At 70.2% G+C, this 24,538-nt stretch carries 19 protein-coding genes and 1 pseudogene; 6 read left to right on the top strand and 14 right to left on the bottom strand.

Translation table 11 applies throughout. The features are described from left to right. Nucleotides 1-188: 188 nt before the first annotated feature. From ACFXOM_RS29790 to ACFXOM_RS29815, 6 genes are all read right to left on the bottom strand, one after another. A complete protein-coding gene (locus ACFXOM_RS29790; protein ID WP_384939815.1) occupies nt 189-386 on the bottom strand; it encodes a hypothetical protein in 198 nt (65 codons plus the stop codon). 734 nt (nt 387-1,120) lie between these two features. Beyond that, on the bottom strand, nt 1,121-2,644 hold the full coding sequence (locus tag ACFXOM_RS29795; protein WP_385040359.1) for a methyltransferase: 1,524 nt from the start codon (nt 2,642-2,644) through the stop codon (nt 1,121-1,123). Between the two features lie 172 nt (nt 2,645-2,816). Further along, nucleotides 2,817-3,518, bottom strand: coding sequence for a small secreted protein (locus ACFXOM_RS29800; protein WP_384939811.1), 702 nt, complete (start codon nt 3,516-3,518; stop codon nt 2,817-2,819). 221 nt (nt 3,519-3,739) lie between these two features. Further along, nucleotides 3,740-6,136 (bottom strand): sodium-translocating pyrophosphatase, encoded by a 2,397-nt coding sequence (locus ACFXOM_RS29805; RefSeq protein WP_384939809.1) that lies wholly within the window; start codon nt 6,134-6,136, stop codon nt 3,740-3,742. A gap of 288 nt (nt 6,137-6,424) precedes the next feature. Then, nucleotides 6,425-6,868, bottom strand: a complete 444-nt coding sequence (locus ACFXOM_RS29810; RefSeq protein ID WP_385040362.1) for an ATP-binding protein — start codon at nt 6,866-6,868, stop codon at nt 6,425-6,427. A gap of 139 nt (nt 6,869-7,007) precedes the next feature. Next, nucleotides 7,008-7,361: an STAS domain-containing protein gene (locus ACFXOM_RS29815; protein WP_003967428.1), complete on the bottom strand. Its 354-nt coding sequence runs from the start codon at nt 7,359-7,361 to the stop codon at nt 7,008-7,010. Between the two features lie 79 nt (nt 7,362-7,440). On the opposite strand from ACFXOM_RS29815, the gene ACFXOM_RS29820 reads away from it, so the two are divergent. After that, nucleotides 7,441-10,107, top strand: a complete 2,667-nt coding sequence (locus tag ACFXOM_RS29820) for a DEAD/DEAH box helicase (RefSeq protein WP_385040365.1) — start codon at nt 7,441-7,443, stop codon at nt 10,105-10,107. Between the two features lie 85 nt (nt 10,108-10,192). On the opposite strand, the pseudogene ACFXOM_RS29825 reads toward ACFXOM_RS29820, so the two are convergent. The 7 genes and pseudogenes from ACFXOM_RS29825 to ssd all read right to left on the bottom strand — a co-directional run. After that, nucleotides 10,193-10,354: pseudogene (locus tag ACFXOM_RS29825) on the bottom strand (pilus assembly protein TadG-related protein); the annotation flags it as partial. 65 nt (nt 10,355-10,419) lie between these two features. Then, on the bottom strand, nt 10,420-10,773 hold the full coding sequence (locus ACFXOM_RS29830; protein ID WP_384939844.1) for a TadE family type IV pilus minor pilin: 354 nt from the start codon (nt 10,771-10,773) through the stop codon (nt 10,420-10,422). Nucleotides 10,774-10,891: 118 nt separating this feature from the next. Then, the gene (locus ACFXOM_RS29835) at nt 10,892-11,095 is read right to left on the bottom strand and encodes a DUF4244 domain-containing protein (RefSeq protein ID WP_384939842.1); all 204 of its coding nucleotides are present in this window, start codon (nt 11,093-11,095) and stop codon (nt 10,892-10,894) included. A gap of 91 nt (nt 11,096-11,186) precedes the next feature. Then, nucleotides 11,187-11,897, bottom strand: coding sequence for a type II secretion system F family protein (locus tag ACFXOM_RS29840; protein WP_385040445.1), 711 nt, complete (start codon nt 11,895-11,897; stop codon nt 11,187-11,189). 59 nt (nt 11,898-11,956) lie between these two features. Beyond that, nucleotides 11,957-12,808, bottom strand: coding sequence for a type II secretion system F family protein (locus ACFXOM_RS29845; RefSeq protein ID WP_384946497.1), 852 nt, complete (start codon nt 12,806-12,808; stop codon nt 11,957-11,959). Further along, nucleotides 12,805-13,965 carry a TadA family conjugal transfer-associated ATPase gene (locus tag ACFXOM_RS29850; protein ID WP_384939801.1) on the bottom strand — a complete coding sequence of 387 codons (1,161 nt, stop codon included), beginning with the start codon at nt 13,963-13,965 and terminating at the stop codon, nt 12,805-12,807. Before ACFXOM_RS29850 ends, ACFXOM_RS29845 begins: the two co-directional genes overlap by 4 nt. Continuing rightward, nucleotides 13,962-15,005, bottom strand: coding sequence for a septum site-determining protein Ssd (gene ssd / locus ACFXOM_RS29855; RefSeq protein WP_384939838.1), 1,044 nt, complete (start codon nt 15,003-15,005; stop codon nt 13,962-13,964). Before ssd ends, ACFXOM_RS29850 begins: the two co-directional genes overlap by 4 nt. 655 nt (nt 15,006-15,660) lie before the next feature. Here ssd and ACFXOM_RS29860 point away from each other — a divergent pair. Both ACFXOM_RS29860 and ACFXOM_RS29865 read left to right on the top strand, forming a co-directional pair. Further along, complete coding sequence (locus tag ACFXOM_RS29860; RefSeq protein WP_384939799.1) at nt 15,661-16,503, top strand: HAD family hydrolase; 843 nt, start codon at nt 15,661-15,663, stop codon at nt 16,501-16,503. 133 nt (nt 16,504-16,636) lie between these two features. Next, nucleotides 16,637-16,960: a hypothetical protein gene (locus ACFXOM_RS29865; RefSeq protein ID WP_385040368.1), complete on the top strand. Its 324-nt coding sequence runs from the start codon at nt 16,637-16,639 to the stop codon at nt 16,958-16,960. 14 nt (nt 16,961-16,974) lie between these two features. Here ACFXOM_RS29865 and ACFXOM_RS29870 read toward each other — a convergent pair whose 3' ends face one another. Then, on the bottom strand, nt 16,975-17,799 hold the full coding sequence (locus ACFXOM_RS29870) for an oxidoreductase (protein ID WP_384939797.1): 825 nt from the start codon (nt 17,797-17,799) through the stop codon (nt 16,975-16,977). A 102-nt stretch (nt 17,800-17,901) separates the two neighbouring features. Here ACFXOM_RS29870 and ACFXOM_RS29875 point away from each other — a divergent pair, with 102 nt between their 5' ends. The 3 genes from ACFXOM_RS29875 to acs all read left to right on the top strand — a co-directional run bounded on the left by ACFXOM_RS29875 (nt 17,902) and on the right by acs (nt 24,398). After that, on the top strand, nt 17,902-18,897 hold the full coding sequence (locus ACFXOM_RS29875) for an ATP-binding protein (protein WP_384939795.1): 996 nt from the start codon (nt 17,902-17,904) through the stop codon (nt 18,895-18,897). 783 nt (nt 18,898-19,680) lie between these two features. Then, the gene (locus tag ACFXOM_RS29880; protein WP_384939793.1) at nt 19,681-22,227 is read left to right on the top strand and encodes a SulP family inorganic anion transporter; all 2,547 of its coding nucleotides are present in this window, start codon (nt 19,681-19,683) and stop codon (nt 22,225-22,227) included. Between the two features lie 206 nt (nt 22,228-22,433). Continuing rightward, nucleotides 22,434-24,398 (top strand): acetate--CoA ligase, encoded by a 1,965-nt coding sequence (acs, locus tag ACFXOM_RS29885; RefSeq protein ID WP_384939792.1) that lies wholly within the window; start codon nt 22,434-22,436, stop codon nt 24,396-24,398. The last annotated feature ends 140 nt before the right edge of the window (nt 24,399-24,538 follow it).

Here is a 24,538-nt window from a genome sequence, read left to right on the forward strand (position 1 = left end):
CGTACGGCGTACGGCCGTACTGCACTTTGCTGTCGCTGCGGAGTGTGACGGTACAACCCGACCCCGTGTCAAACGGCAAAAGCTCGCAACGGCCACTCGAACGGTAACCCGACTCCGGGCATTCCTGCCGCCCGGACTCCCACGGCGGTCCCCGGGGCGCGTCGGTCGCCGCGCTCCCCGGGAAGGGGTCAGATGCGGCCGGAGCACCAGACTCCGACGAGGAGGAAGGCGGCACCGAAGATCACGGAGAGGGTGGCGGCCGTGGCGGGGTTCACTCCGTGCGCGACCGGCGCGCGGTGCGCCAGACACGCCCCCGACCACGCCAGCAGGGCGGCTCCGAACAGTGCGAACACCCCCGTGGCGAAGATCGCCGGACCGCTCTCCATGTGCGCCACCCACTCCTCGGCCGTGTCCCCGGGACGCCCCGGCAACCGAAGGCTGGCACTCCCGGGCGTCACCCGCGAGAACTCCAGGTGAACGCGACGCGGGTTCACCCGGGCGGCGCCGCTCCGCGCCACGGCCGGAGGAACGGGCCGCGCGGACGGCCGCACGGGCCGAGAGCCCCGGTGCCTCGAACGGAGGCGGGCCGTCCGGCACGGAAGGAGAACCTCCGGAACACCGGGGGAGGGCCGTCGCGAGGCCACGGCGGGAGGGCTGCCGCCGTCCGGAACTCCGCCACCGGCACGGATGCCGCTCCGGCTGCCGCAACCAGCCGGAGCAGGGCACCCCACGACCGGAATGGACGGCTCCACAGGAGCGCCGCGAGGCTCGCACAGGCAATCGGAACGAATGCTTCCAGGGCTACCGGCGTCACTCGAACCGAGGCGGCGCGTCCTTCTCGGCCACAAACGGAGGCCCCCCTCCGAAGGAATGCGCCCACCGGATGTGCGGCGGTTCAGCACCCTCACGCGCGGGCACCGGCCGCCCTCCGCTTCCGCCCGACAATGGCCGGTTCCGCATGGGAGCGGTGGCCGGTATGCGACACGGGACACCACGACGAGCCCGTTCGGTCGACCCCGGACCGGTCGCCGGGTCCGGGGGCACGGCCGGAACCGGCGACCGGTCCCCACCGGAACCGGTCGGCCGGAGCGGGACGGAACCGATCCCCGGACCGGACCGCTCAGCCGCGGTCCGCACTCCCGCCCGGCTCCAGGAATCCCTCCTGCACCAGCAGCCTGATCGCCGCCGGCGTACGGTCCCGCAACGCCACCGGATCCTCGCCGACGAGCTGGGCGATGGCGTCGAGGATCCGCCCGGCGCTCAGCGAGCCGTCGCAGACACCGGCGAAGCCCGCCGCCACGGTGTCCACCTTCGTGGCGCGCCGCATCCCCCTGTTCTGCCGGAGCACGACGTGCTCGGGGTCCTCCGCCCCGGGCATGCCCACCTGCTCCTGGACCACCCCGTCCGCCAGCACCAGGTGATCGGCGAGCAGCGCGGCATCGTCGTGCGTCCGCAGGTAGTCCTGCCTCGCGAAGTGCGCCCGCACGGCCTCGCCGAGTGGCTGCTCCACGGGGTGCGGCCACTCCTCGACCACGATCGACGGCTGCAGCGCGCCCGACCTGCGGAGCGTGATCCAACCGAAGCCGACCGCCTTGGTCCTGCGCGCCTCGAACTCGTCGAGCCATGCCTCGTATCGCGCCGCGTACTCTCCGGGGGCGGTGCGGTGGTCCCCGCCGTCCCGCAGCCACAACTCGGCGTACTGGGTCACGTCCTGCACCTCGCGCTGCACGATCCAGGCGTCACAGCCGCGCGGCACCCAGGAGCGCACCCGCTCCTGCCAGTCCTCCCCTTCCACGTGCTGCCAGTTGGCGAGGAACTGTGCGAACCCGCCGTCGTTGAGCCGCTCCCCGGACTGCTGCACGAGCGAGCGGCACAGGTCGTCGCCGCCCATCCCGCCGTCCCGGTACGTGAGCCGGGCCCCCGGGGAGATGACGAACGGTGGGTTCGACACGATCAGGTCGTACGTCTCGGACCCGACCGGCGCGAAGAGCGACCCCTCCCGCAGATCGGCCGCCGGCGCTCCGGACAGCGCGAGGGTGAGCGCGGTGAAGCCGAGCGCGCGCGGGTTCAGATCGGTGGCCGTGACCCGCGTCGCGTGCTGGGTGGCGTGCAGCGCCTGGATGCCGGACCCCGTACCGATGTCGAGGGCACTGGACACGGCCGTGCGGACGGTGATCCCGGCGAGCGTCGTGGACGCCCCGCCGACACCGAGGACGACGCCCTCGTCGTGTCCCGTCGCGCCGCTCGCCCCGCCGACGGCGCAGCCGAGGTCGGAGACGATGAACCAGTCCTGCCCCTCGGGGCCGCCGTAGGGGCGGACGTCCACGGTCGCCCGGACGCCCGTGCGACCCTCGACGACCCAGCCGTCGGCGAGCACCGCGTCCAGCGGCAGCGCTGCCCGGGCCTGCTCGGGCGTCACCGTCCGCTGCAGCAGGAAGAGCCGTACGAGCGTCTCCAGCGGCGAATCCCCCCGGGTGGCGCGCAGCGCGGGAACGGTCTCGCTGCGCGCGAGGGCCGCATAGGCGGGCGCACCGAGCAGCTCGAGCAGCCCGTCGGCGGTGAAGTCGGCGGCGAGCAGGGCGTCGCGGAGCCGGTCTGACTGGTCGGGGACGGGTAGGCCTGCGGCGAGGCTGGTCGTACTCACGCGGCCATTCTCACCCGAGAGGCGCGGGTGGTGCCTCAACCGCGCCCCCGGCGGGGCTACCGCCCGCACCGGACCAGGATCCGGCGTCGCATCGCGCCGCGGCCACCGTGGACGACGGACGCGCGGCGCGGACCGTGGGCCCGCACCGCGCGTATCGGGATCGTCGCGCCGACTACTCGCTCGACTTCGAGGCGCTCGGGGACTTCGAAGCGTCGGACGACTCGGATCCGCCGGCGGACTTCGAGGGGCCTGCGGCGTTCGACGGCTCGGTGGCGGGCTTCGGCGCACCGGAGCCTCCGTCGGCGGGCGGAGTCTCCGCCACGACGGGCTTGACCCGCTGACAGCCCTTCTGCTTCCCCAACGCCTTGCCCAGCTCGCCGTTCTGAAGCTTGCCGAGGGCATCCTGGTCCATCTGCTGGATCTTCTTCAGGCCGTCCGCGATGCCCTGCAGTCCGTCCGCGAACTTCTGCTGGTCCTTGGGGTCGAGCGCGTCGACCTCCTTCTTCAGCGAGAGGTAGGCGGCAGCCGTGGCGTTGAGCTCCTTGACGGCGTCCTGCTGCAGCTTCTCGTGCCCCTCGCCCGGAGCGGTACCGGCGCCCTGCACTGCGGCGGCCAGCGCCTTGTTGGCGTCGGCGATGTCCTGGAAGGCCTTCGAGTCGGCGGCCTGGATGTCGGCGGGCTTGCCGTCCACGGACGTCGAAATGATCGTCTGCTGTGCGTTGGCCCGCTTCTGGATCTGCGGCTGCGCCCGGTCGCAGACGCTCTTGGCCCAGGCCTGCACCTTGGCGTCGTTCTCGCCGTCGTCGCTGCAGCCGGACAGCGCCAGCACCAGTACCGCGCCGCCGGACAGGGCGGCCGCAAGCTTCTTGTTCACCGATGGGTCCCTTCCAAGGCTCTCGGCCCCGGAACATACACGCCAAGCGGACAACAATCCCGTGCTATATGTCTGATTCATCCGAATTTGCAGGTTTTTACACCAAGAGAGAGAAGACTCACCGGCGCCCCACGCCCGGACACACGAACGGGCGGACGTCGCGCCGGAACGCGCCGTCCGCCCGCACTGTGAGCAGGCATTTCCCGCAGGCGGGACGATTCCTACGAAACAGTCGCCGGGTCCGGCGACTTCGACGTCCGCTCGGCGGCGTTGTCTTCGTCACCCACAGCTACGGAGCGCCGCTTGGAGATGTACACGGCGCCGACGATGACCACGATCGCCACGGTCGCGACCACGGCCCGCACCCCAGCACTGGCGTCCTGGCCGTAGCTGAACTGCACCACTGCCGGCGCGATCAACAGCGCCACCAGGTTCATGACCTTGAGCAGCGGGTTGATCGCGGGACCCGCGGTGTCCTTGAACGGGTCCCCGACGGTGTCGCCGATGACCGTCGCGGCGTGCGCCTCGCTCCCCTTGCCACCGTGGTGACCGTCCTCGACGAGTTTCTTGGCGTTGTCCCAGGCCCCGCCCGAGTTGGCGAGGAACACGGCCATCAGCGTTCCGGTGGCGATGGCCCCCGCGAGGTAGGAACCCAGCGAGCCGACCCCGAGGGTGAACCCGACGGCGATCGGCGCCATGACGGCGAGCAGGCCGGGCGTGGCCAGCTCACGCAGCGCGTCCTTGGTGCAGATGTCGACGACACGGCCGTACTCGGGCTTCTCGCTGTAGTCCATGATCCCGGGGTGGTCGCGGAACTGCCGCCGCACCTCGTAGACCACGGAGCCTGCCGACCGGGACACCGCGTTGATCGCCAGACCGGAGAAGAGGAAGACGACCGCGGCGCCGAGAACGAGCCCCACCAGGTTGTTGGGCTGCGAGATGTCCAGGCTGAGGTTCATCCCGCTCGCCTTCGTACCGACCTCCGCCACGGCCGTGGCGATGGCGTCGCGGTACGAACCGAAGAGCGCGGCCGCGGCGAGCACGGCAGTCGCGATGGCGATGCCCTTGGTGATGGCCTTCGTGGTGTTGCCGACGGCGTCGAGGTCGGTGAGGACCTGCGCGCCCGCGCCCTGGACGTCACCGGACATCTCGGCGATGCCCTGGGCGTTGTCGGAGACCGGACCGAAGGTGTCCATGGCGACGATGACACCGACGGTCGTGAGCAGACCGGTTCCGGCCAGCGCCACGGCGAACAGCGCGAGCATGATCGACGTGCCGCCGAGCAGGAACGCCCCGTAAACGCTCAGGCCGATCAACAGGGCCGTGTAGACGGCCGATTCGAGGCCGATCGCGATACCGGCGAGGACGACGGTGGCCGGTCCGGTCAGCGAGGACTTGCCGATGTCGCGGACGGGCCGCCGGTTCGTCTCGGTGAAGTACCCGGTGAGTTGCTGGATCACGGCGGCCAGCAGGATGCCGATGGCGACCGCGACGAGGGCGAGCATCCGTGGGTCGCCGCTGTGGCCGAGGATCGCCGGCTCGGTGACGCCCTTCAGGTCCGCGTACGACGACGGCAGGTACACGAACACGGCAACCGCCACCAGTGCGAGCGAGATCGCCGCAGAGATGAAGAAACCGCGGTTGATGGCGGTCATCCCACTGCGGTCGGCGCGCCGCGGGGCGACCGCGAAGATGCCGATCATCGCGGTGACCACGCCGATCGCCGGGACGATCAGCGGGAAGGCCAGCCCCAGATCACCGAAGGCGGCCTTGCCGAGGATGAGTGCGGCGACCAGGGTGACGGCGTACGACTCGAAGAGGTCGGCGGCCATACCCGCGCAGTCGCCGACATTGTCGCCGACGTTGTCGGCGATGGTGGCGGCATTGCGCGGGTCGTCCTCGGGGATGCCCTGCTCGACCTTGCCGACGAGGTCAGCGCCGACGTCCGCGGCCTTGGTGAAGATGCCTCCACCGACACGCATGAACATGGCGATGAGCGCCGCCCCGAGGCCGAAGCCCTCCAGGACCTTGGGGGCGTCCGCCGCGTAGACGAGGACCACGCATGAGGCACCGAGCAGGCCGAGGCCCACGGTGAACATGCCGACCACTCCGCCCGTTCGGAAAGCGATCTTCATGGCCCGGTGCGCAACGGACGTCAGATCCTTTTCTGGTTCTCCTTCCGCCGGCGTCGCCTCGCGCGCGGCCGCGGCCACACGCACATTGCTCCGTACCGCAAGACGCATGCCGATGTATCCGGTGGCCGCTGAGAAAACCGCACCCACCAGGAAGAACACGGAACGTCCCGCACGCTGCGACCAGTTGTCCGCAGGCAAGAGCATCAGCAGGAAGAACACGACGACGGCGAAGATGCCGAGCGTACGCAACTGCCGCGCCAGATAGGCGTTTGCTCCTTCCTGCACGGCGGCCGCGATCTTCTTCATGGAATCGGTGCCTTCACCGGCAGCCAGCACCTGGCGCACCAGCAACTGGGCGACGACCAGTGCCGCCAGCGCGACAGCCGCGATGACAATGACGATCAATCGATTGTCTTCTGTAAGGACCGCTGCCGCGAGCGTTGTGGGGTCGGCGGCCACGTATGGGTTGAAGAGCCCCGCCATTCGTCCTCCTTGACGTTCAGAGCTCAAGATGTGGACGGATTGTAGGGAGCTGAACCTGATCAAAACAGGGCGCGACAAACGCAATTGACCTTTGCTCGCTACTCAGCAAAAGATCGCGCCTCAAGATTGCCCCCCGAAAGCGGTAATGGGGCAAAAGCGTTGACGCTTGATCAATGATCTAGGGAAATGAAAAAGGCCCTGCTCAGCAGGGCCTGGGAAGAAGGCGGACGCAGCAGGGCCACACACCCGCTCAGGCGTGAGCGGGCGGCAACACCGTCCTCATGGGTCTCACTGGCCTGACGCGATCACGGCTGGATTGGCCGGCCAGCTCATCCGGATGACCCCGCCGTCCTCGCCCGACATCACCTCGACGTCGTCCACGAGGCCGCTGATCACCGCAAGCCCCATCTCGTCCTCGCCGTCACTCTCCGTTTCCGCCGACCGCCCTCCGGAACCAGACCCGCCGGCTGCTGCACCCGGAACGGGCACCTCGTCGCCTACCTCGATGGAGAAGGTCTTCTCCTCCTCCACCAGCACGACCCGCACCGGGGCGGTGATGGCATTGCTGCGGTGCAGCCCCACGGCGCGACTGCACGCCTCTCCGACGGCAAGCCTGACCTCGTCGAGAACGGCTTCGTCCACCCCCGCCCGACGCGCCACGGCAGCGGCCACGAGCCGGGCCGTCCTGACGTGCTCGGGTTGAGCGCTGAAGCGCAGTTCAACGGTGGCCATACGGTCCCCCTCGGACGTACCAGCGTGCGAGCGTGCTTGCCAGGGCCCGGGCTTGCGCGCCCGGAACCCGAGACGTTTCTCCGGACCTCTCCGGAGCCTCCAGGCAACCGCCCGGAGCCTCCGGAGCCCTCCGGGCGACTCAGTCGGTCGCCGCGACGGCCTCGTCGACCGTGGTGTGAATGGGGAACACCTTGGTCAGACCAGTGATCCGGAAGATCTTGAGAATGCGCTCCTGGTTGCAGACCAGGCGCAGCGAGCCTTCGTGCGCACGCACGCGCTTCAGACCGCCCACAAGCACGCCGAGGCCGGTCGAGTCGAGGAAGTCCACACCCTCCATGTCGACAACCAGGTGATAGCTGCCGTCGTTCACCAACTCGACCAACTGCTCGCGCAGCTTGGGCGCGGTATACACATCAATCTCGCCACCGACCTCGACGACCGTGCGGTCGCCACCAGGACCGGAAACGTTGCGAGTCGACAGGGACAGGTCCACGGATCCTCCAGCACCTTGCTATCGAGCGGTCGCCCCTCGGGTCTCCCCGGCGGAGCCAGGGGACGGATCGCCAGCCGCCATGGCATTCAATCACTTACCAGCAGCCATGCACGACGCCTTGAGACCATTGTCCGTCACGCCGGTGACACACTCGGTGCCGATGGCCACGAATCACCGTCCCAGACGACACCCCGAGAGCGGGGAGACCCGCCCCTCCCCCGGTAGGGTCCTCGACCGCCTCACCACGGGGGCGGACCGGGCTGCGCGCATCACTCATACGGAGCACTTGCCCCCCAGGCCGGGCCGCCATGCCGTTTGGCCGCATCGCATCCGCGGAGAAGTGATCAACGCCATCCTCCTAGCCGGTATCGAACACCCGTGGGCCCACCAGGCCACCGCGGCCGAACACGCCCTGGACGGCGAATCGGTCGTGATCGCCACGGGCACCGCGTCCGGCAAGTCCCTCGCGTACCTGGCTCCTGTCCTGTCCACCCTCCTCGACGGCGCCGAGGCCCCGGGAGGGCGCGGAACCACGGCCCTGTACCTGGCTCCCACCAAGGCCCTCGCCGCCGACCAGCGACGCTCCGTGAAAGAGCTCGCGGAACCGCTCGGCAACCGTGTGCGACCTGCCGTGTACGACGGCGACACACCCGTCGAGGAGCGCGAGTGGGTCCGCCAGTACGCGAACTACGTGCTCACCAATCCGGACATGCTCCACCGCGGGATACTCCCCTCCCACCCCCGCTGGTCATCCTTCCTGCGCTCCCTGCGCTACGTCGTCGTCGACGAGTGCCACACCTACCGGGGCGTCTTCGGGTCCCACGTGGCCCAGGTGCTGCGCCGGCTACGCCGGGTCTGCGCCCGCTACGGCGCGCACCCCGTCTTCCTCCTCGCCTCCGCCACCGCGGCGGAACCGGCCGTCGCCGCCGAGCGCCTCACCGGGCTGCCCGTCACCGAGGTCTCGGACGACGCGTCACCCCGCGGCGAGCTCGTCTTCGCCCTCTGGGAACCCCCGCTCACCGAACTGCACGGCGAAAAGGGCGCCCCGGTGCGCCGGACCGCCACGGCAGAGACCGCCGACCTGCTCACCGATCTGACGGTCCAGGGCGTCCGCACGGTCGCCTTCGTACGCTCCCGACGCGGCGCGGAACTGATCTCCGTGATCGCCCAGGAACGGCTGGCGGAGGTCGACCGTGGCCTCGCCCGACGGGTCGCCGCCTACCGGGGCGGCTACCTGCCGGAGGAGAGGCGCGCCCTGGAGCGAGCCCTGCATTCCGGCGAACTGCTGGGCCTGGCCGCCACCACGGCGCTGGAACTGGGCGTCGACGTCTCCGGCCTGGACGCAGTGGTGATCGCGGGTTACCCGGGTACCCGGGCCTCGCTCTGGCAGCAGGCGGGCCGGGCGGGGCGCTCCGGTCAAGGCGCCCTCGCGGTACTGGTCGCCCGGGACGATCCACTGGACACCTTCCTCGTCCACCACCCCGAAGCGCTTTTCCGGCAGCCGGTCGAGTCCACCGTCCTCGATCCCGACAACCCCTACGTCCTCGCCCCGCACCTCTGCGCCGCCGCCGCGGAAATGCCCCTCACGGAGGACGACCTTGCGCTGTTCGGCCCAGCTGCGCCGGAACTGATGCCACAGCTGGAGAGCAGTGGACTGCTGCGCAAGCGGACCACGGGCTGGTACTGGACCCGGCGCGAGCGGGCGGCCGAGCTGACGGACATCCGGGGGCAGGGCGGGCGGCCCGTGCAGATCGTGGAGGCCGTGACCGGCCGGCTCCTGGGCACCGTCGACGAACCCGCCGCCCACGCCGCCGTCCACCAAGGTGCCGTCCACCTCCACCAGGGGCGTACGTACCTGGTGAAGCAGCTGGACCTGGAGGACTCCGTCGCCTTGGTCGAGGAAGCGAACCCGCCGTATTCCACCACCGCACGTGACACCACCTCCATCACCATCCTGGACACCGACACCGAGATCCCCTGGGGCGCCGGACGCCTCTGCTTCGGATCGGTCGAGGTCACGAACCAGGTCGTCTCCTTCCTGCGCAGGAGGCTCATCACGGGTGAAGTCCTCGGCGAGACCAGACTCGACCTCCCGCCGCGCACCCTGCGCACCCGAGCCGTGTGGTGGACGGTCACGGAGGACCAACTCGACTCCGCACGGGTGGCCCCCGAGCAGCTGGGCGGCGCCCTGCACGCTGCGGAACACGCCTCGATCGGGATGCTGCCGCTCTTCGCCACCTGCGACCGCTGGGACATCGGTGGGGTCTCCGTCCCGCTCCATCCGGACACCCTGCTGCCCACCGTGTTCGTGTACGACGGCCATCCGGGCGGCGCCGGCTTCGCCGAGCGGGCTTTCCACACAGCCCATGCGTGGCTGGGCGCGACACGGGAAGCAATCGCCTCCTGCGAGTGTGAGGCGGGCTGCCCCTCCTGCATCCAGTCCCCGAAGTGCGGCAACGGCAACGAACCGCTGCACAAGCGAGCAGCCGTCCGCCTGCTCAGCGTTCTGCTCAAGGAAGCGCCGGTGCCAGAGGAAAAATCCCGGGGCCCACTGGACCGCCCGGGCGTGTCGGGCGTGTCGGGCGGTTCTGAGGTCGACGTATCGCAGACCCCTCGACCAGGGACGGGCCCCGGCTCCGGGACGGAGACCCCTCGGCCGGGGACGCCGACAGAGTCGGAGGCCCGTGGTCCGCGAGAGGAGGGCTCCCCGGGAACAGCGCACCCGGCGGACCCGCACGCGACCTGATCTGCGGCCCGTACGGGCCGAAAGCAGCCCGCGCCACCACATCGGCGACCTCGCCGTCCACCGAACACCGCACGACGGCAGCTCCTTGCGCTGCGGCAACCCGCGCTGCCACATGGCATGCGGACTCTGCCCCCTCCAGGGCTCGGTCCGCCGCGGCGATGGCCGCCAGGTCGGCCGCAGCCCCGGCCCGATGGCGTGCCGCCACCGCCTGCCCCAGCGCCAGCACCACGGCGAACACCGCGCACATGGCGCTCGCCGCCACCGCCACCCACACCGTCGCCGAACCGCTATCTCCAGCTCTCTTCGGGACGTTCACCTCGGGGTCCTCCCCACGGTGTCCTCCGCGAGTGCGGCGGCCTCGGCGGACAGTGTCAGGGACAGCGCCCCCGGGCCGGGGCTGGGAGCCTCCACCCGAACCCGCCACAGGTCACCGCCCCTGCCCAGCATGACCCTGGAGCCCGGCGGAGCCGCCGACCGCGCAGCAGCGAGCGCCGCGGCCCTGGTCTCGGACCGGGCCGCCGCCCTGGCACCGGCCCTGGCGGCATCGACGCACTGGATCTGGGCGGCAGCCGCCGCCAGGGCCCAGACCAGCGCCATCGTGAACACCACCAGCGCCGGGACCGCGACAGCCGCCTCCGCCGTCACCGAGCCCCGGTCGGGCGTCATCGGCGCGGTCGCCGAAGCACGACCACGGGCCCGTCTCTCCCTCAGCGACCCCAGGCTGCGCGTCGCCACCGTCCCCGCCAACCCCGCATCGAGGAAGTGCCTGCTGCGAGAACTGCCGTCAGAACTGCGCATCGAGCGCCTTCCCGATCACCGACTGCAGCGCCGCCGATACGCTCCCGCTCGTCACGACCTTGTACAGGACAGCGGCGAAAGCACACGCCGCGATCGTGCCCATCGCGTACTCCGAGGTGGTCATCCCCGCGTCCCCGCGGAGCCACCGCTTCCCCAGACCCGCCCGGGACCTGGACCGGACCGCCGCCATCCGTTCCTTCGTCCGTACCATGAGTTCCACGTCAACCCCCTGTGATCATCGTTGTTGTCGAGACATCCGTCGCGCCGTGAGTGCTGTCGCTTCACGTCCTGCTCAGCAGTCCGCTCGCCAGACCGATCACCACCGGAGCGACCCCGATGGCCAGGAACGCGGGCAGGAAGCACAGGCCGACCGGCGCGGTGATCAGGACCTGCGCGCGCTGGGCCCGGGACGCAGCGGCCCTCGACCGTGCGGCTCTCAAACCGGCAGCCAACCGGGACACCGGCTCTGCCGACGGTGCCCCTGAGGAACCGGCGCGCTCCAGGCATCGGGCCAGCCCCGCCGCGCCCGTTATCTCCCCGAACAGGCCCCACGCCCGAGCCGGTTCGCTACCGAGCCTCAGTTGCGCGGCCACGTGTACGAGACGCTCACCCACCGGGCCGCCAAGGGATTCGCCGACGGCTTCCGCTGCTTCCCGTGGACCGGCCCCCGCGGACAGGCACGCCGCCAGCAGATCGGCCGCGAGGGGCAGTTGCTCCACGGCTCCAGGATCGACCGCGGGGCTGTCCCGGCGGCGACCTCGTCGCCATCCGTGGACGCCGTACGCCCCGGCGATGCCCAGCAGGGCCCCTGCGGGACCGTCGGCCAGGATCCAGCCGGCGATCACCACGACCGCGGGCACGGCCCACCGCCACACCTGCCTCCCGCTCCCGGGGGCCGAGATGCGGCGGCGCCCGGGCCGCACCGCCAGCAGCACCGCGGTCCGCGCACGCACCCGCCGCTCACGACGCCAGCCGGCTGCGGCACAGACCATCCACGCCGCCACAAAGACCGTGAGGGCGACCGCGTGCCCCTCGTGGGGAAGAGCCGCGCTCACGGTCTCTCCCCCGCCCGTACGACCCGTGCCGCCCAGCAGAGACCCGCAGCTTCCAACAACCCTCCCAGCAGGAGGCACCCAAGGCCACCGGGGGTGTGCAGCAGGACCCGCAGGGGTTGCGCACCGAGCGCCCAGCCGAGTCCGAGCCCCACGACCGGCAGTAGCGCGAGGACCACGACCGTGGACCGAACACCTGTCAACTGTGCGTGCAGTTGTTCCCTTTGGTCTCGCTCGGCCCGCAACGCGGCATGAAGCCGGTCCAACCCGCAGGCCAGCCCGGCCCCGCCGTCCACGGCGACCCGCCAGCAAGCCGCGAGTCCGGCCAGCCCGGCCGCGCCGGGTGCTCCGGCGGCACGTCGGAGCTCTCCCGGCACGTCGCCGCCGAAGCGCGCAGCAGCCAGTACAGCCGACTCCGAGTCTCCGAGCGCCCCTGTGGCCCGGCCGGCGACCGACAGCGCCGCTCCTGGTTGCCGGCCCGCTCGCAGTTCACTCGCGATGGCCTCGCAGAGCGCGATCACCGAACCTGCCCGCGCCTCCCCGGCCTTCTCCCGCTCCGCGGCCCTCAGCCACCGTCCGACCAGAGGAACCGCCACCGCCCCCGCGATCAGAGGCAGCACCGACTGGCCCAGGACGGCCAGCGCCAAGGCGGCCGGCAACAGGAGCCATTCGCGCCGGAGTCGCCCCAGCACTCTCTGCAGCTTCTCCCTCTGCCACCGAGGTGTCCCCTCCACCACCACACGGCCGCCTGCCAGTGTCGGGCCGGGCCGTCGCAGGCATCCGTCCCCGTCCACCGCCACCCACACCGCAGCGCCCGCGCACAGGGCCGCACACACCACCGCGGTCGTCACCGCTCCCCATCTCCGAGATCCCCGAGCAGCGATCGCAGCCGCTCCCAGCCCGGTTCGCGTACGAAACCCGCCGCGCCCCACCGGAGCGCCGGTACCGTCACCACCAGCCCGTCCGCATCACGCCCCAGCACATGGATCTCGGCCACCCGCCGCCGTCCGTCCCGGTCTCGGACGAGATGGATCACAGTGGAAAGCGCGGCAGCGAGCTGGCTGTGCAGCGCGCCCCGATCCAGACCGGCCCCCGTACCCAGGGCTTCAAGGCGCGCAGGGACGTCCGCCGCGGTGTTGGCGTGGACGGTGCCGCAGCCGCCGTCGTGCCCCGTGTTCAACGCGGCGAGCAGATCAGTCACTTCGGGACCGCGCACCTCGCCAACCACCAGCCGATCCGGCCGCATCCGCAGCGCCTGGCACACCAGGTCCCGCAGCGTGACCTGGCCCGCGCCCTCCTGGTTGGCCGGACGGGATTCCAGGCGCACCACGTGCGGATGATCGGGCCGGAGCTCTGACGAGTCCTCGGTCAGCACGATCCGTTCGCACCGGCCGACCAGACCGAGCAGGGACGACAACAACGTCGTCTTCCCCGAGCCGGTGCCGCCGCTGATCAGGAACGACACCCTCGCCGCGACCAGTGCGGCAAGCACCAGATCTCCGCCCGGAGGAACCGTCCCCGCCTCGACCAACTCCGCGAGCGAGAAGGCCTTCGGCCTCACGACCCGCAACGAGAGACAGGTCGATCCGACCGCGACGGGAGGAAGCACGGCGTGCATCCGGGTGCCGTCGGGCAGCCTTGCGTCCACCCACGGACGAGCGTCGTCCAGTCGGCGTCCCGCCACCGCGGCGAGCCGCTGCGCCAGCCTGCGCACGGCCTCCGCATCGGCGAAGGTGACACCGGCGAGTTCGAGCCCGCGTCCCCGGTCCACCCACACCTGGTCGGGAGCCGACACGAGCACGTCCGTGACCGCCGGATCTGCGAGCAGCGACTCCAGGGGCCCCGTACCCACCAGCTCGCAGCGCAGTTCCTCGGCGGCGCCAAGGACTTCCGCATCGCCCAGGAGCCGCCCCTGCGCCCGGAGAGCGGCCGCGACCCTGGCCGGGGTCGGCTCGGCACCGCTCTCGGCGAGCCGCTGCCGCACTGCTTCCAGAAGCATCGCGGTCACGACGGATCACCGCCCGCGAGAGCGCGCTCCCAGAAGGCCGAGCAGAACCGGCCCAGTGGCCCACGTGCCCCACCACCCGGCGGAATCCCTCCGTCCAGGTCGGCCAAGAGCCCTGAATCAACCGGCAGTTCTCCGGCTAGCGGCAGTTCGAGCGCTTCCGCCACCCACTTCTCGTCAAGCCCCGCGGAGTACGGGCCGCGGGCCACGACCCGCAGATCGCCCAGCACCATGCCCACCGTGGCGGCGACGCGCCGGGCGGCTGACACCGCACGGAGTTCGCCGGGAACGACCAGCAGCCCGAGGTCCAGTTGCGCCAGCACCTCGGCGACGCTCTCGTCGACCCGGCGCGGCACATCGACGACCACGACCCCTCCGCGCCGGCGGGCGGCAGCCAGCACCGAGCACACGGCTTCGGGAGGGACCAGCACCGCATCCCCCCGGTCCCAGCTGAGGACGCGCAGCCCGTGCACCGACGGCAGGGACTCCTCGAGGGCGCCGCCGGCCACCCTTCCCCTGGACGCGACGAAGTCGGGCCAGCGCCTGCCCTCTGACTGCTCGCCGCCGAGGAGCACATCGAGCCCGCCGCCCAGCGGATCACCGTCGACGAGCATGGTGCGCCGCCCCTCACGGGCTGCCGTCACCGCAAGCGCACAAGCCAGCGTCGACGCTCCCGCACCGCCTCGGCCCCCGATCACACCGACGGTGAGTGCCGGTCTGCCGTGCCCCTCGGCCACGTCGGCGATCCGGTCCACGAGCCACCCCTCGGCCTCGGGCAACCGCAGCACGCAGTCGGCTCCGATCTCGACGGCCGAGCGCCACACCCGTGGATCGTCCTGGCCGCGACCGACCAGCAGCACCCCGCGCCGACGCGGGACGCCCCTGCAGCGTGCGGCAGCGTCTTCCCCGACCAGGACCAGCGGTGCGCCTTCCCAGGCCTGTCTGTCGTCGGGAACGGAGTGGTGCACCTGGGGATCGGCACCGGCCGCGGCGCACAGCCGCAGCAGATCGTCCAACAGCACCGGATCCTCCGTGACGATCAGCGGACCCGCACGCCGCTCTCCACCTCCCGGTGTCCCGACGGTAGGTCCCGATGCGCTTTCAGGGCCGGACGTGCTTGGTCCCGAAGCCCAGGCAGGACCGGACGTGATGAAACCCGCCACGATTTCTCCCCCTTCCGCCGTGCGGTCGCGGGGGCGTCACGGGTGCGGCGCAGCGGCCGCCCCGGCGCCCGGTGCACGGCGAGATCGTTCCGCGATCTGCGATTCCTTCGGCCCGTGAACTTTCACGAACGGAATCACCGTGCACCGGCCCGGGAAATCGTGTGGATCTTGCTCTAAAACTGTGGACAACTCACCACTTGTGAATATCTCCGTAACCCATACCGGTGACTTCCTGCATGACTGCCGGAGCGCAGCGCATCAACTACCCAGAGTTACGTACCGAAGGTGGCCCATGACCGGCAGCGCGAGGCCGAGGAGAGAAGAGATGATCAGATGCAAGCGACCGAAAACGCGTCCGGACATGCGACGACCCCCGCCGGGGGGGAGAGCGGGGGTCGTCCCCACGGCCGACTCGGGGGGGGAGGAGTCGGACCGGGTTAGCACGGTCGCGAACGATCCGTGACTTCCATGGTGTACCCGAGAGCCTTCTCAGGCAAACCCACACGCCATAGCTTACGCCGAATGGTGGGCCCCTATGCTCTGGGGCGTGGAAAACCACTCCTTGCCGCGCACAGCAGCGTTCTTTGACCTGGACAAGACGGTCATTGCGAAGTCGTCGACGCTGACCTTCAGCAAGTCCTTCTACCACGGCGGACTGATCAACCGCCGCGCCGTACTGCGGACCGCGTACTCCCAGTTCGTGTTCCTCGCTGGCGGTGCCGACCACGACCAGATGGAGCGGATGCGCAAGTACCTCTCGGCGCTCTGCACCGGATGGAACGTGCAACAGGTAAAGGAGATCGTCGCGGAGACCCTGCACGACCTCATCGACCCGATCATTTACGACGAGGCCGCATCCCTCATCGAAGAACACCACACCGCGGGTCGAGACGTCGTCATCGTCTCGACCTCGGGGGCCGAGGTCGTCGAACCCATCGGCGAACTACTCGGCGCCGACCGGGTCGTCGCCACCCGTATGGTCGTGGGCGACGACGGCTGCTTCACCGGAGAGGTGGAGTACTACGCATACGGGCCGACGAAGGCCGAGGCGGTCAAGCAACTCGCCGCGTCGGAGGGGTACGACCTGACACGCTGCTACGCCTACAGCGATTCCGTCACCGACGTCCCCATGCTGGAGTCCGTCGGCCATCCGCACGCCGTCAACCCCGACCGTGCGCTGCGCCGCGAGGCCGTTTCGCGCGGCTGGCCCGTGCTCGTCTTCAACCGTCCGGTACGGCTGAAGCAGCGGATCCCGGCGTTCACGCTGCCGGCCCGTCCTGCGCTGGTCGCGGCGGCTGCCGTGGGCGCCGCCGTCGCCACCGCCGGGTTGGTTTGGTACACCAGTCGCAGGCGCAGCGCCTCCCTTGCCCGGATTTGAGGTCAAAAGTAAAAAGTGCAGCCAGGGGTTCCACTTGCCGGATCGCTGGAGTACAAAGGACTTAACGGCCCGCGAGACCTGGGACATCCGAGAGGATCACCTTCTACGCAACAAAGGCCCCACGGACCGAAGCATGGACGCCGAGCACCCACGCGACGTCGACCCGTCGATTACGGGCCAGCCGCACCAGGTGACGGGCAAAGTTCCCGACCTGATGGGCAACACATCGAGGACGCTTGGTAACTCGACCGACATGCCAGCGGCGGTACCAACCGGTACCGCCGCAACCCTTTTCCCGGCCTCCCCACGCGTCCCGCACGGCATGGCCAGGCCGCCCGAACCGACCGGCACCCATCGGTACATGAGCGCCGTCGCCGCCGGGATCGCCGCACGCCCCTCGGGCGGAACGCCACTTCGCCGCCACGGACCGACGGAAACGCCGTCCGCCGTGGACTGATCACTCCCGAAGCCCTATGCGGCTCCGCGCTGCAGCGCCTCGCACACCGCCGTCGACTCCCGCACGCCGAGTTCGACCGCGCGCCCGCAGTGGGCGATCCAGGCGGCCATCCCGTCCGGGGACCCGGAGAGATAGCCGTCGAACGCAGCGAGGTATGCAGCGCGGCCGAGTTCGGCGTGTCCGACCTCGGCCGGGCAGATCGACTTCGGGTCGAGTCCACTGCCGACGAGGACGATGCGTTCCGCGGCGCGGGCGACGAGCCCGTTGGCCGAGGAGAAGGAACGCAGTGCAAGCAATTCGCCGTGCACGACGGCGGCGGTCACCAGAGCCGGGGCCGAAGTCCCTGCGATGATCAGACCGGAGAGCCCTTCCAGACGCCCCGCGACCTCCCCCGCATCAGGCAGTGGCGCCTCGATCAACGGCTCGTCGACCCGTTCGCCCGCGAGCCTGGGCCGGCCGACGGACTCATCGGGAGCCACGCCGCCTTCCGCCACCAGATGCAGCCGGGCCAGGACGCGCAGCGGCGACTGGCGCCAGATCGACAGCAACTGGCCGCACTCCGCCGTCAGGCGCAGTGCGGCCCCGACCGTGCGGGCCTCCGCGTCGCCGCTGAAGTCCGTCCGCCGGCGAACTTCCTCCAGTGCCCAGTCGGCTCCCGCCAGGGCCGCCGAGGCGCGGGCCCCGCGCAAAGCCGCCTCCGACGCGACCTCGTTGCTGCGGCGCCGCATGACGCGGTGCCCGTAAACGCGGTCCACCGCCTTGCGCACGGAGTCCACGGCGTCGACGACCCCAGGGAGGTCACTCAGTGCGGCCAAGGGGTCAGAGGCGTTCGTACTCATAAGTAGCGAGGCTACGCGCCCCCGGCGCCCGCCCCACGTTGGAGTGGTCTTCTTCACGCACCCACAGCGCGTCGAGTAACCACACCGCTACCCTAGGTGAACATGAAGATCGCTTTCGTTGGGAAGGGCGGCAGCGGCAAGACCACGCTGTCGTCGCTGTTCGTCCGCCACCTCGCCGCGCAGCAGGCCCATGTCATCGCGGTGGACGCCGACATCAACCAGCACCTCGGCGCGGCGCTCGGCCTCGATGAGGAACAGGCGGCGGCGCTGCCCGCGATGGGCGCACACCTCCCGCTCATCAAGGACTACCTGCGCGGCACCAATCCGCGGATCACCTCGACCGACACGATGATCAAGACGACACCGCCCGGAGAGGGTTCCCGCCTGCTGCGGGTACGCGAGGACAACCCGGTCTACGACGCCTGCTCCCGACCCTTGCGGTTGGACGGCGGAGAGATCCGACTGATGGCGACGGGTCCGTTCACCGAGACGGACCTCGGGGTGTCCTGTTACCACTCGAAGGTCGGAGCCGTGGAGTTGTGCCTCAACCACCTCGTCGACGGGGCGGACGAATACGTCGTGGTGGACATGACGGCGGGTTCGGACTCCTTCGCCTCAGGTTTGTTCACGCGCTTCGACATGACATTCCTCGTCGCCGAGCCGACCCTCAAGGGCGTCTCCGTCTACCGCCAGTACAAGAGCTACGCGCGGGACTTCGGCGTCTCACTGAAGGTCGTCGGCAACAAGGTCCAGAGCCCGGACGACCTGGAGTTCCTCCGCGAGGCTGCGGGCGATGACCTGCTCGTCACCGTCGGCCATTCAAACTGGGTACGGGCGATGGAGAAGGGACGCCCTCCCCTTTTCGGCCGCCTGGAGGAGGACAACCGGGCCGCTCTGCGAACGCTCCAGCAGGCGGCGGACGCGTCGTACACCGGCCGCGACTGGGAGCGGTACACCCGCCAGATGGTGCACTTCCACCTGAAGAACGCGGAGAGCTGGGGCAACGCGCGCACCGGGGTCGACCTCGCCGCTCAGGTCGACCCTGCCTTCGTGCTCGGGGAACGGGCTGCGGAGCCCAACGCCCCGCAGCCGGCCTGACCACGGCTGCACGTTCAGCGCCGACCAGGGGAGACGATCGTCGGCTCCCTCTCGCTCTCCCCCTCACCGCACCGGCGTCGACGGGTGCGCGTTCACACATCCACGCGCGCCCGTCCGGCCCACGGGGGCCAGTGGGCGGCCTACGGGCAACGGCCGTGAAGGACTCCCGAGTCCCGCTCGGGCACCTACCTGTCGAGGTCCGGGCGTACAGGCTCCGGAGGGCTGCACACCCGGGCCGGTCGACGAATTGACGGACCATCACATTCCGGGCACCCTCCCGCGTGCACACGCCGTCCCGGAGGTGCGGCCCGACGGGCCCCGCCCCACGTCCTCGTCGATGGACGGCGGTGGCGCGGCGGACTGCCAGGTACCGGCCTCTGCCCGTCGCTGCTCGCGCGCCCCGTGAGCCCGGCGCGGATCGCCGTGACGTGACCTTCGAAGTACGCCTTCCGCGAGAAAGGCCACACGCCCACCCCTTGCCGACGCACCGGCCGGTACGCGCATACGACGGCAGGAATGTGGGGCGTCATGTACCGGGAAGCAGGTCACAACAGGCTGAACCAGAATGACTAATCAGCCAACTGAGTGAATTGATGCCCTATTTGCACGAAAAATCCTACCGAAACCTTTACTCTGGATTACGATCCATTTACTGATCGTTGACTGCGGAGTTGAGGTAGCACCGAGTTCAGTGCTCCGAGGTCGACAGCCCGCCGCTGTACGCCGTGACCCACGGCCGCGCCCCATATTCCGCGACCGCGCAGCCCCGGAGGAGACGGGAACATGTCTGCCTGCGACGACCTGCCTTGCACGCCCCCCACCACCCGCGCCGCTCGAACGACAGACCCACAGTCCGCGACCGACGCCCCCACTCCCGCTGACACCACCGAAGCCACCGGCTCAGCCGACTCCCCTGATCCCAACGGCACGGCCGGTGCACCGCCACCGCCAGACGCCGGTCGAACAGCCGACAGTTCGCGCACGACAGGCACCCACGCGCCGGGCGACGACGCCGAGCCCACGGGACCGGGCGAGCGGCCACAGCGCGGACCCGGACGCCGCTTCCGGGTCGCCGGCGCGGACGTCTCCGCCTCCGTCAGCGTCTTCCTGATCGCGCTACCACTCTCCCTCGGGATCGCTCTGGCCACCGGGGCGCCCCTACAGGCCGGACTCGTCGCGGCAGCCGTCGGCGGGATCGTCGCGGGGTTCCTGGGCGGCTCCCCCTTGCAGGTCAGCGGCCCCGCTGCCGGACTCACCGTGGTCACCGCCGATCTCATCCACCGCTACGGCTGGCGCACCACGTGCGCCATCACCGTGCTCGCCGGACTCGCCCAGCTCGCACTGTCCGCGCTCCGAGTGGCCCGGTCCGCCCTCGCCGTCAGTCCGGCCATCGTGCACGGCATGTTGGCCGGCATCGGCGTCACCATCGCACTCGCCCAGCTCCACATCGTGCTCGGCGGCACGCCGCAGAGTTCCGCCCTGGACAACTTCCTCGGCCTGCCCAGCCAAATGGCCGCCGTCCACCTCAGCGCACTGGCCGTCAGCGTCCTGACTATCGCGGTGTTGCTCGCGTGGCCGCGTTTGCCCGGGCACATCGGCCGCACCGCACGGAAGCTCCCCGCCGCACTCGCCTCGGTCGTCGCCGCGACCGCACTGGCCGCCCTGGCCGGGTTCGATCTTCCCCGAGTAGACCTGCCCTCCTGGCAGAGCCACGCTCTGCCCGAGCTCCCCGAAGGGCCCGTGCTCGGCCTGATCGCCGCGGTCTTGACGATCACCTTGGTCGGCAGTGTCGAGTCCCTGCTGTCGGCCGTCGCCATCGACAAGCTGGCCGCGGCGCGCAAGAAGCCAGCCGTCCGCCTCCCCCGCGTCAACCTCGACCGTGAACTCACCGGACAAGGTGCGGCGAACGTCGTCTCCGGCGCCCTCGGCGGACTACCGATCACCGGCGTCGCGGTCCGCAGCTCCGCGAACGTCTCGTCCGGCGCGGTGAGCCGTCATTCGACGATCCTCCACGGACTGTGGATCGCCATCGCCGCGCTGTTGCTGGTGCCCGTCCTCGACCTGATCCCGCTGGCCGCCCTCGCCGCACTCGTGATGGTCATCGGCATCCAGATGGTCAACATCACGCATGTGCGCAGCGTCAAGCGGAACCGTGAACTGCTGGTGTACGCGACGACCATGGCCGGCGTCGTCCTCACCGGAGTTCTCGAGGGCGTGGCCATCGGGATCGCCGTGGCGGTGGCGGTCTCACTTCAGCGGCTGACCCGTACGCGGATCACGGTGGAGGAAGGTGAGGCGGTCCACCGGGTCCGGGTCCACGGGCAATTGACGTTCCTGGCGGTGCCACGACTGAGCCGGGTCCTCGGTCAGGTCCCCCACGGAGCCGCCGCGGTTGTGGAGTTGAACGGTTCGTTCATGGACCACGCGGCTCATGAAGCACTGCACGACTGGCAGGCGGCTCATGAGGCCCACGGTGGCACGGTCGAGTTCACGGGGCGCTCGGGCGGGCGGATCGCCGAGCCCGCGTCCGAGCCGCACGCCTGCTGCAGGCCCTGGACGCCCTGGCGCAACCACCACTGCGGACGGCATCCGGACGCCGCCGCGGGTCAGCGGCCGAATGTGGTCGGCCATCAACTCGCCAGTGGACTCAGCTCCTTCCAGCGCGACACCGCACCGCTGGTCCGTGACGAGCTCGCCCGCCTCGCCCGAGAAGGACAGCGTCCCTCGCAGCTCTTCCTGACCTGTGCGGATTCCCGGCTGGTCACGAGCATGATCACTGCCAGCGGGCCGGGGGACCTGTTCACCGTGCGGAACGTGGGCAACCTCGTCCCGCTCCCAGGCGAGGAGAGCGGGGACGACTCGGTCGCCGCGGCGATCGAGTACGCCGTCGACGTCCTCCGGGTGGACTCGATCACGGTATGCGGCCACTCCGGCTGCGGCGCGATGCAGGCTCTGATGCAGGGTCCACCGAAAGAGGCTGCGGGATCGACCCCGCTGCAGCGCTGGCTGCGACACGGCCGCCCCAGCCTGGACCGAACGGCGGCACCGCACGCCTCCGGTGCGACGATCTCCTGGAGGCCGCCCGCCGACGCGGTGGAGCAGCTGTGTCTCACCAACGTGGTCCAGCAGTTGGAGCACCTGCGGCGGCACGAGGCGGTGGCCCGGCGCCTGGCCGAGGGCACGCTGCAGCTTCACGGGATGTACTTCCACGTGGGCGAGGCACAGGCGTACCTCCTGACCGAGGGACAGGGCACCGTCCCCGGCGTCTTCCACCGGGTCACATCCGCCCCACACGCACCACAGGACACGCCCGCTCCGAACGCGGCGTGAACCAGGCGGGCCCGGCGCACGTGAAAAAGTGTGGCCCCTCTTCCCCACCGCCCGGGGAGGAGGGGCCGCTCGTCCTCACGGGCGACGGAACTGAACAAAGAGGTCTAAACCAATCTTTCGAAGGCTCTTGTCACCCGGCCTTCTGCCTGATGAGCTATGGCCTGGGACACATAGGCACATAGGACGCCCTGGGAAAGGGAGAAGTCGTGAGCAACGAAAGCCTGGCCAACCTGCTCAAGGAGGAGCGGAAGTTCGCGCCGCCGGCCGAGCTCGCCGCGAACGCCAACGTGACAGCCGAGGCGTACGAGCAGGCGGCGGCGGACCGGCTCGGCTTCTGGGCCGAGCAGGCCCGCCGGCTCACCTGGGCCACCGAGCCGACCGAGACCCTCGACTGGTCGAACCCCCCGTTCGCCAAGTGGTTCGCCGACGGCAGGCTGAACGTCGCGTACAACTGTGTGGACCGGCACGTCGAGGCGGGCCACGGCGACCGCGTCGCGATCCACTTCGAGGGCGAACCGGGCGACAGCCGGGCCCTCACCTACGCCGAGCTCAAGGACGAAGTCTCCAAGGCCGCCAACGCCCTGACGGAGCTGGGGGTGCGCAAGGGCGACCGCGTCGCCGTCTACCTCCCGATGATCCCCGAGGCGGCCGTTGCGATGCTTGCCTGCGCCCGCATCGGCGCGGCCCACTCCGTCGTCTTCGGCGGCTTCTCGGCCGATGCGGTCGCCTCCCGCATCCAGGACGCCGACGCGAAGCTCGTGATCACGGCCGACGGGGGCTACCGCCGGGGCAAACCGAGCGCCCTCAAGCCGGCCATCGACGACGCCGTCGGAAAGTGCCCGCAGGTCGAGCACGTGCTCGTCGTCCGCAGGACCGGCCAGGACGTCGACTTCACCGAGGGACGGGACGTGTGGTGGGACGACATCGTCGGACGCCAGTCGAGCGACCACACGCCCGAGGCATTCGACGCGGAGCACCCGCTCTTCATCCTCTACACGTCCGGGACGACGGGTAAGCCCAAGGGCATCCTGCACACCTCCGGCGGATACCTCACCCAGGCGGCCTACACCCACCACGCCGTCTTCGACCTCAAGCCGGAGTCCGACGTCTACTGGTGCACCGCCGACATCGGCTGGGTGACCGGTCACTCCTACATCGTCTACGGACCGCTGGCCAACGGCGCCACGCAGGTGATGTACGAGGGCACGCCCGACACCCCGCACCAGGGGCGCTTCTGGGAGATCGTGCAGAAGTACGGCGTGACGATCCTCTACACGGCGCCGACGGCGATCCGTACGTTCATGAAGTGGGGGGACGACATCCCCGCCAAGTTCGACCTCTCCAGCCTGCGCATCCTCGGTTCGGTCGGGGAGCCGATCAACCCCGAGGCCTGGATCTGGTACCGGGAGCACATCGGCGGCGGAAGGTGCCCCATCGTCGACACGTGGTGGCAGACCGAGACCGGCGCCATGATGATCTCTCCGCTGCCCGGTGTCACCGAGACCAAGCCGGGCTCCGCGCAGCGCCCGCTCCCAGGCATCTCCGCGACGGTCGTGGACGACGAGGCCCGTGAAGTGCCCGACGGTGGCGGAGGCTACCTGGTGCTCACCGAGCCGTGGCCGTCGATGCTCCGCACCATCTGGGGTGACGACCAGCGCTACATCGACACCTACTGGTCGAGGTTCGAGGGCAGGTACTTCGCGGGTGACGGCGCGAAGAAGGACGACGACGGCGACGTCTGGCTGCTGGGCCGCGTCGACGACGTCATGCTGGTCTCGGGGCACAACATCTCGACCACCGAGGTCGAGTCCGCCCTGGTCTCCCACCCGAAGGTCGCCGAGGCCGCCGTAGTGGGAGCGGCGGACGAGACCACCGGCCAGGCCATCGTGGCCTTCGTGATCCTGCGCGGAAGCGCCGCGGCGGACGCGAATGACGCTGGGCTCGTCGCGGACCTGCGCAACCACGTCGGTGCGACGCTCGGGCCGATCGCCAAGCCCAAGCGCATCCTCCCCGTGGCCGAACTACCCAAGACGCGCTCGGGCAAGATCATGCGCCGGCTGCTGCGCGATGTCGCCGAGAACCGCGAGCTCGGCGATGTCACCACCCTCACCGACTCCTCGGTGATGGATCTGATCCAGTCCAAGCTGCCGGCGGCGGCTGCGGAAGACTGATCGGTCTCCCCGCGCACTCCTCGGGGCACCCGGCATCAACGCGCCGGGTGCCCCGTTCTGCGCCTATGGTGAAGCTCGCCAGACCTCTCTTGTGCACCCGGGCAAACTCTTAGGTAAAGTAATGATCGATTGAGAGTGCA

Origin of the sequence: Streptomyces sp. NPDC059169, from assembly GCF_042755225.1 — a bacterium.
Taxonomy (GTDB): domain Bacteria; phylum Actinomycetota; class Actinomycetes; order Streptomycetales; family Streptomycetaceae; genus Streptomyces.

What these genes read in the sequence shown, in the direction of transcription:
- ACFXOM_RS29790 (WP_384939815.1), bottom strand. Translation starts at nt 386, where the DNA reads ATGGAGAGCGGTCCGGCGATCTTCGCCACGGGGGTGTTCGCACTGTTC.
- ACFXOM_RS29805 (WP_384939809.1), bottom strand. Translation starts at nt 6,136, where the DNA reads ATGGCGGGGCTCTTCAACCCATACGTGGCCGCCGACCCCACAACGCTC.
- ACFXOM_RS29810 (WP_385040362.1), bottom strand. Translation starts at nt 6,868, where the DNA reads ATGGCCACCGTTGAACTGCGCTTCAGCGCTCAACCCGAGCACGTCAGG.
- ACFXOM_RS29820 (WP_385040365.1), top strand. Translation starts at nt 7,441, where the DNA reads ATGGCATTCAATCACTTACCAGCAGCCATGCACGACGCCTTGAGACCA.
- ACFXOM_RS29830 (WP_384939844.1), bottom strand. Translation starts at nt 10,773, where the DNA reads ATGACGCCCGACCGGGGCTCGGTGACGGCGGAGGCGGCTGTCGCGGTC.
- ACFXOM_RS29835 (WP_384939842.1), bottom strand. Translation starts at nt 11,095, where the DNA reads ATGGCGGCGGTCCGGTCCAGGTCCCGGGCGGGTCTGGGGAAGCGGTGG.
- ACFXOM_RS29840 (WP_385040445.1), bottom strand. Translation starts at nt 11,897, where the DNA reads ATGGTCTGTGCCGCAGCCGGCTGGCGTCGTGAGCGGCGGGTGCGTGCG.
- ACFXOM_RS29860 (WP_384939799.1), top strand. Translation starts at nt 15,661, where the DNA reads ATGCTCTGGGGCGTGGAAAACCACTCCTTGCCGCGCACAGCAGCGTTC.
- ACFXOM_RS29865 (WP_385040368.1), top strand. Translation starts at nt 16,637, where the DNA reads ATGGACGCCGAGCACCCACGCGACGTCGACCCGTCGATTACGGGCCAG.
- ACFXOM_RS29870 (WP_384939797.1), bottom strand. Translation starts at nt 17,799, where the DNA reads ATGAGTACGAACGCCTCTGACCCCTTGGCCGCACTGAGTGACCTCCCT.
- ACFXOM_RS29875 (WP_384939795.1), top strand. Translation starts at nt 17,902, where the DNA reads ATGAAGATCGCTTTCGTTGGGAAGGGCGGCAGCGGCAAGACCACGCTG.
- ACFXOM_RS29880 (WP_384939793.1), top strand. Translation starts at nt 19,681, where the DNA reads ATGTCTGCCTGCGACGACCTGCCTTGCACGCCCCCCACCACCCGCGCC.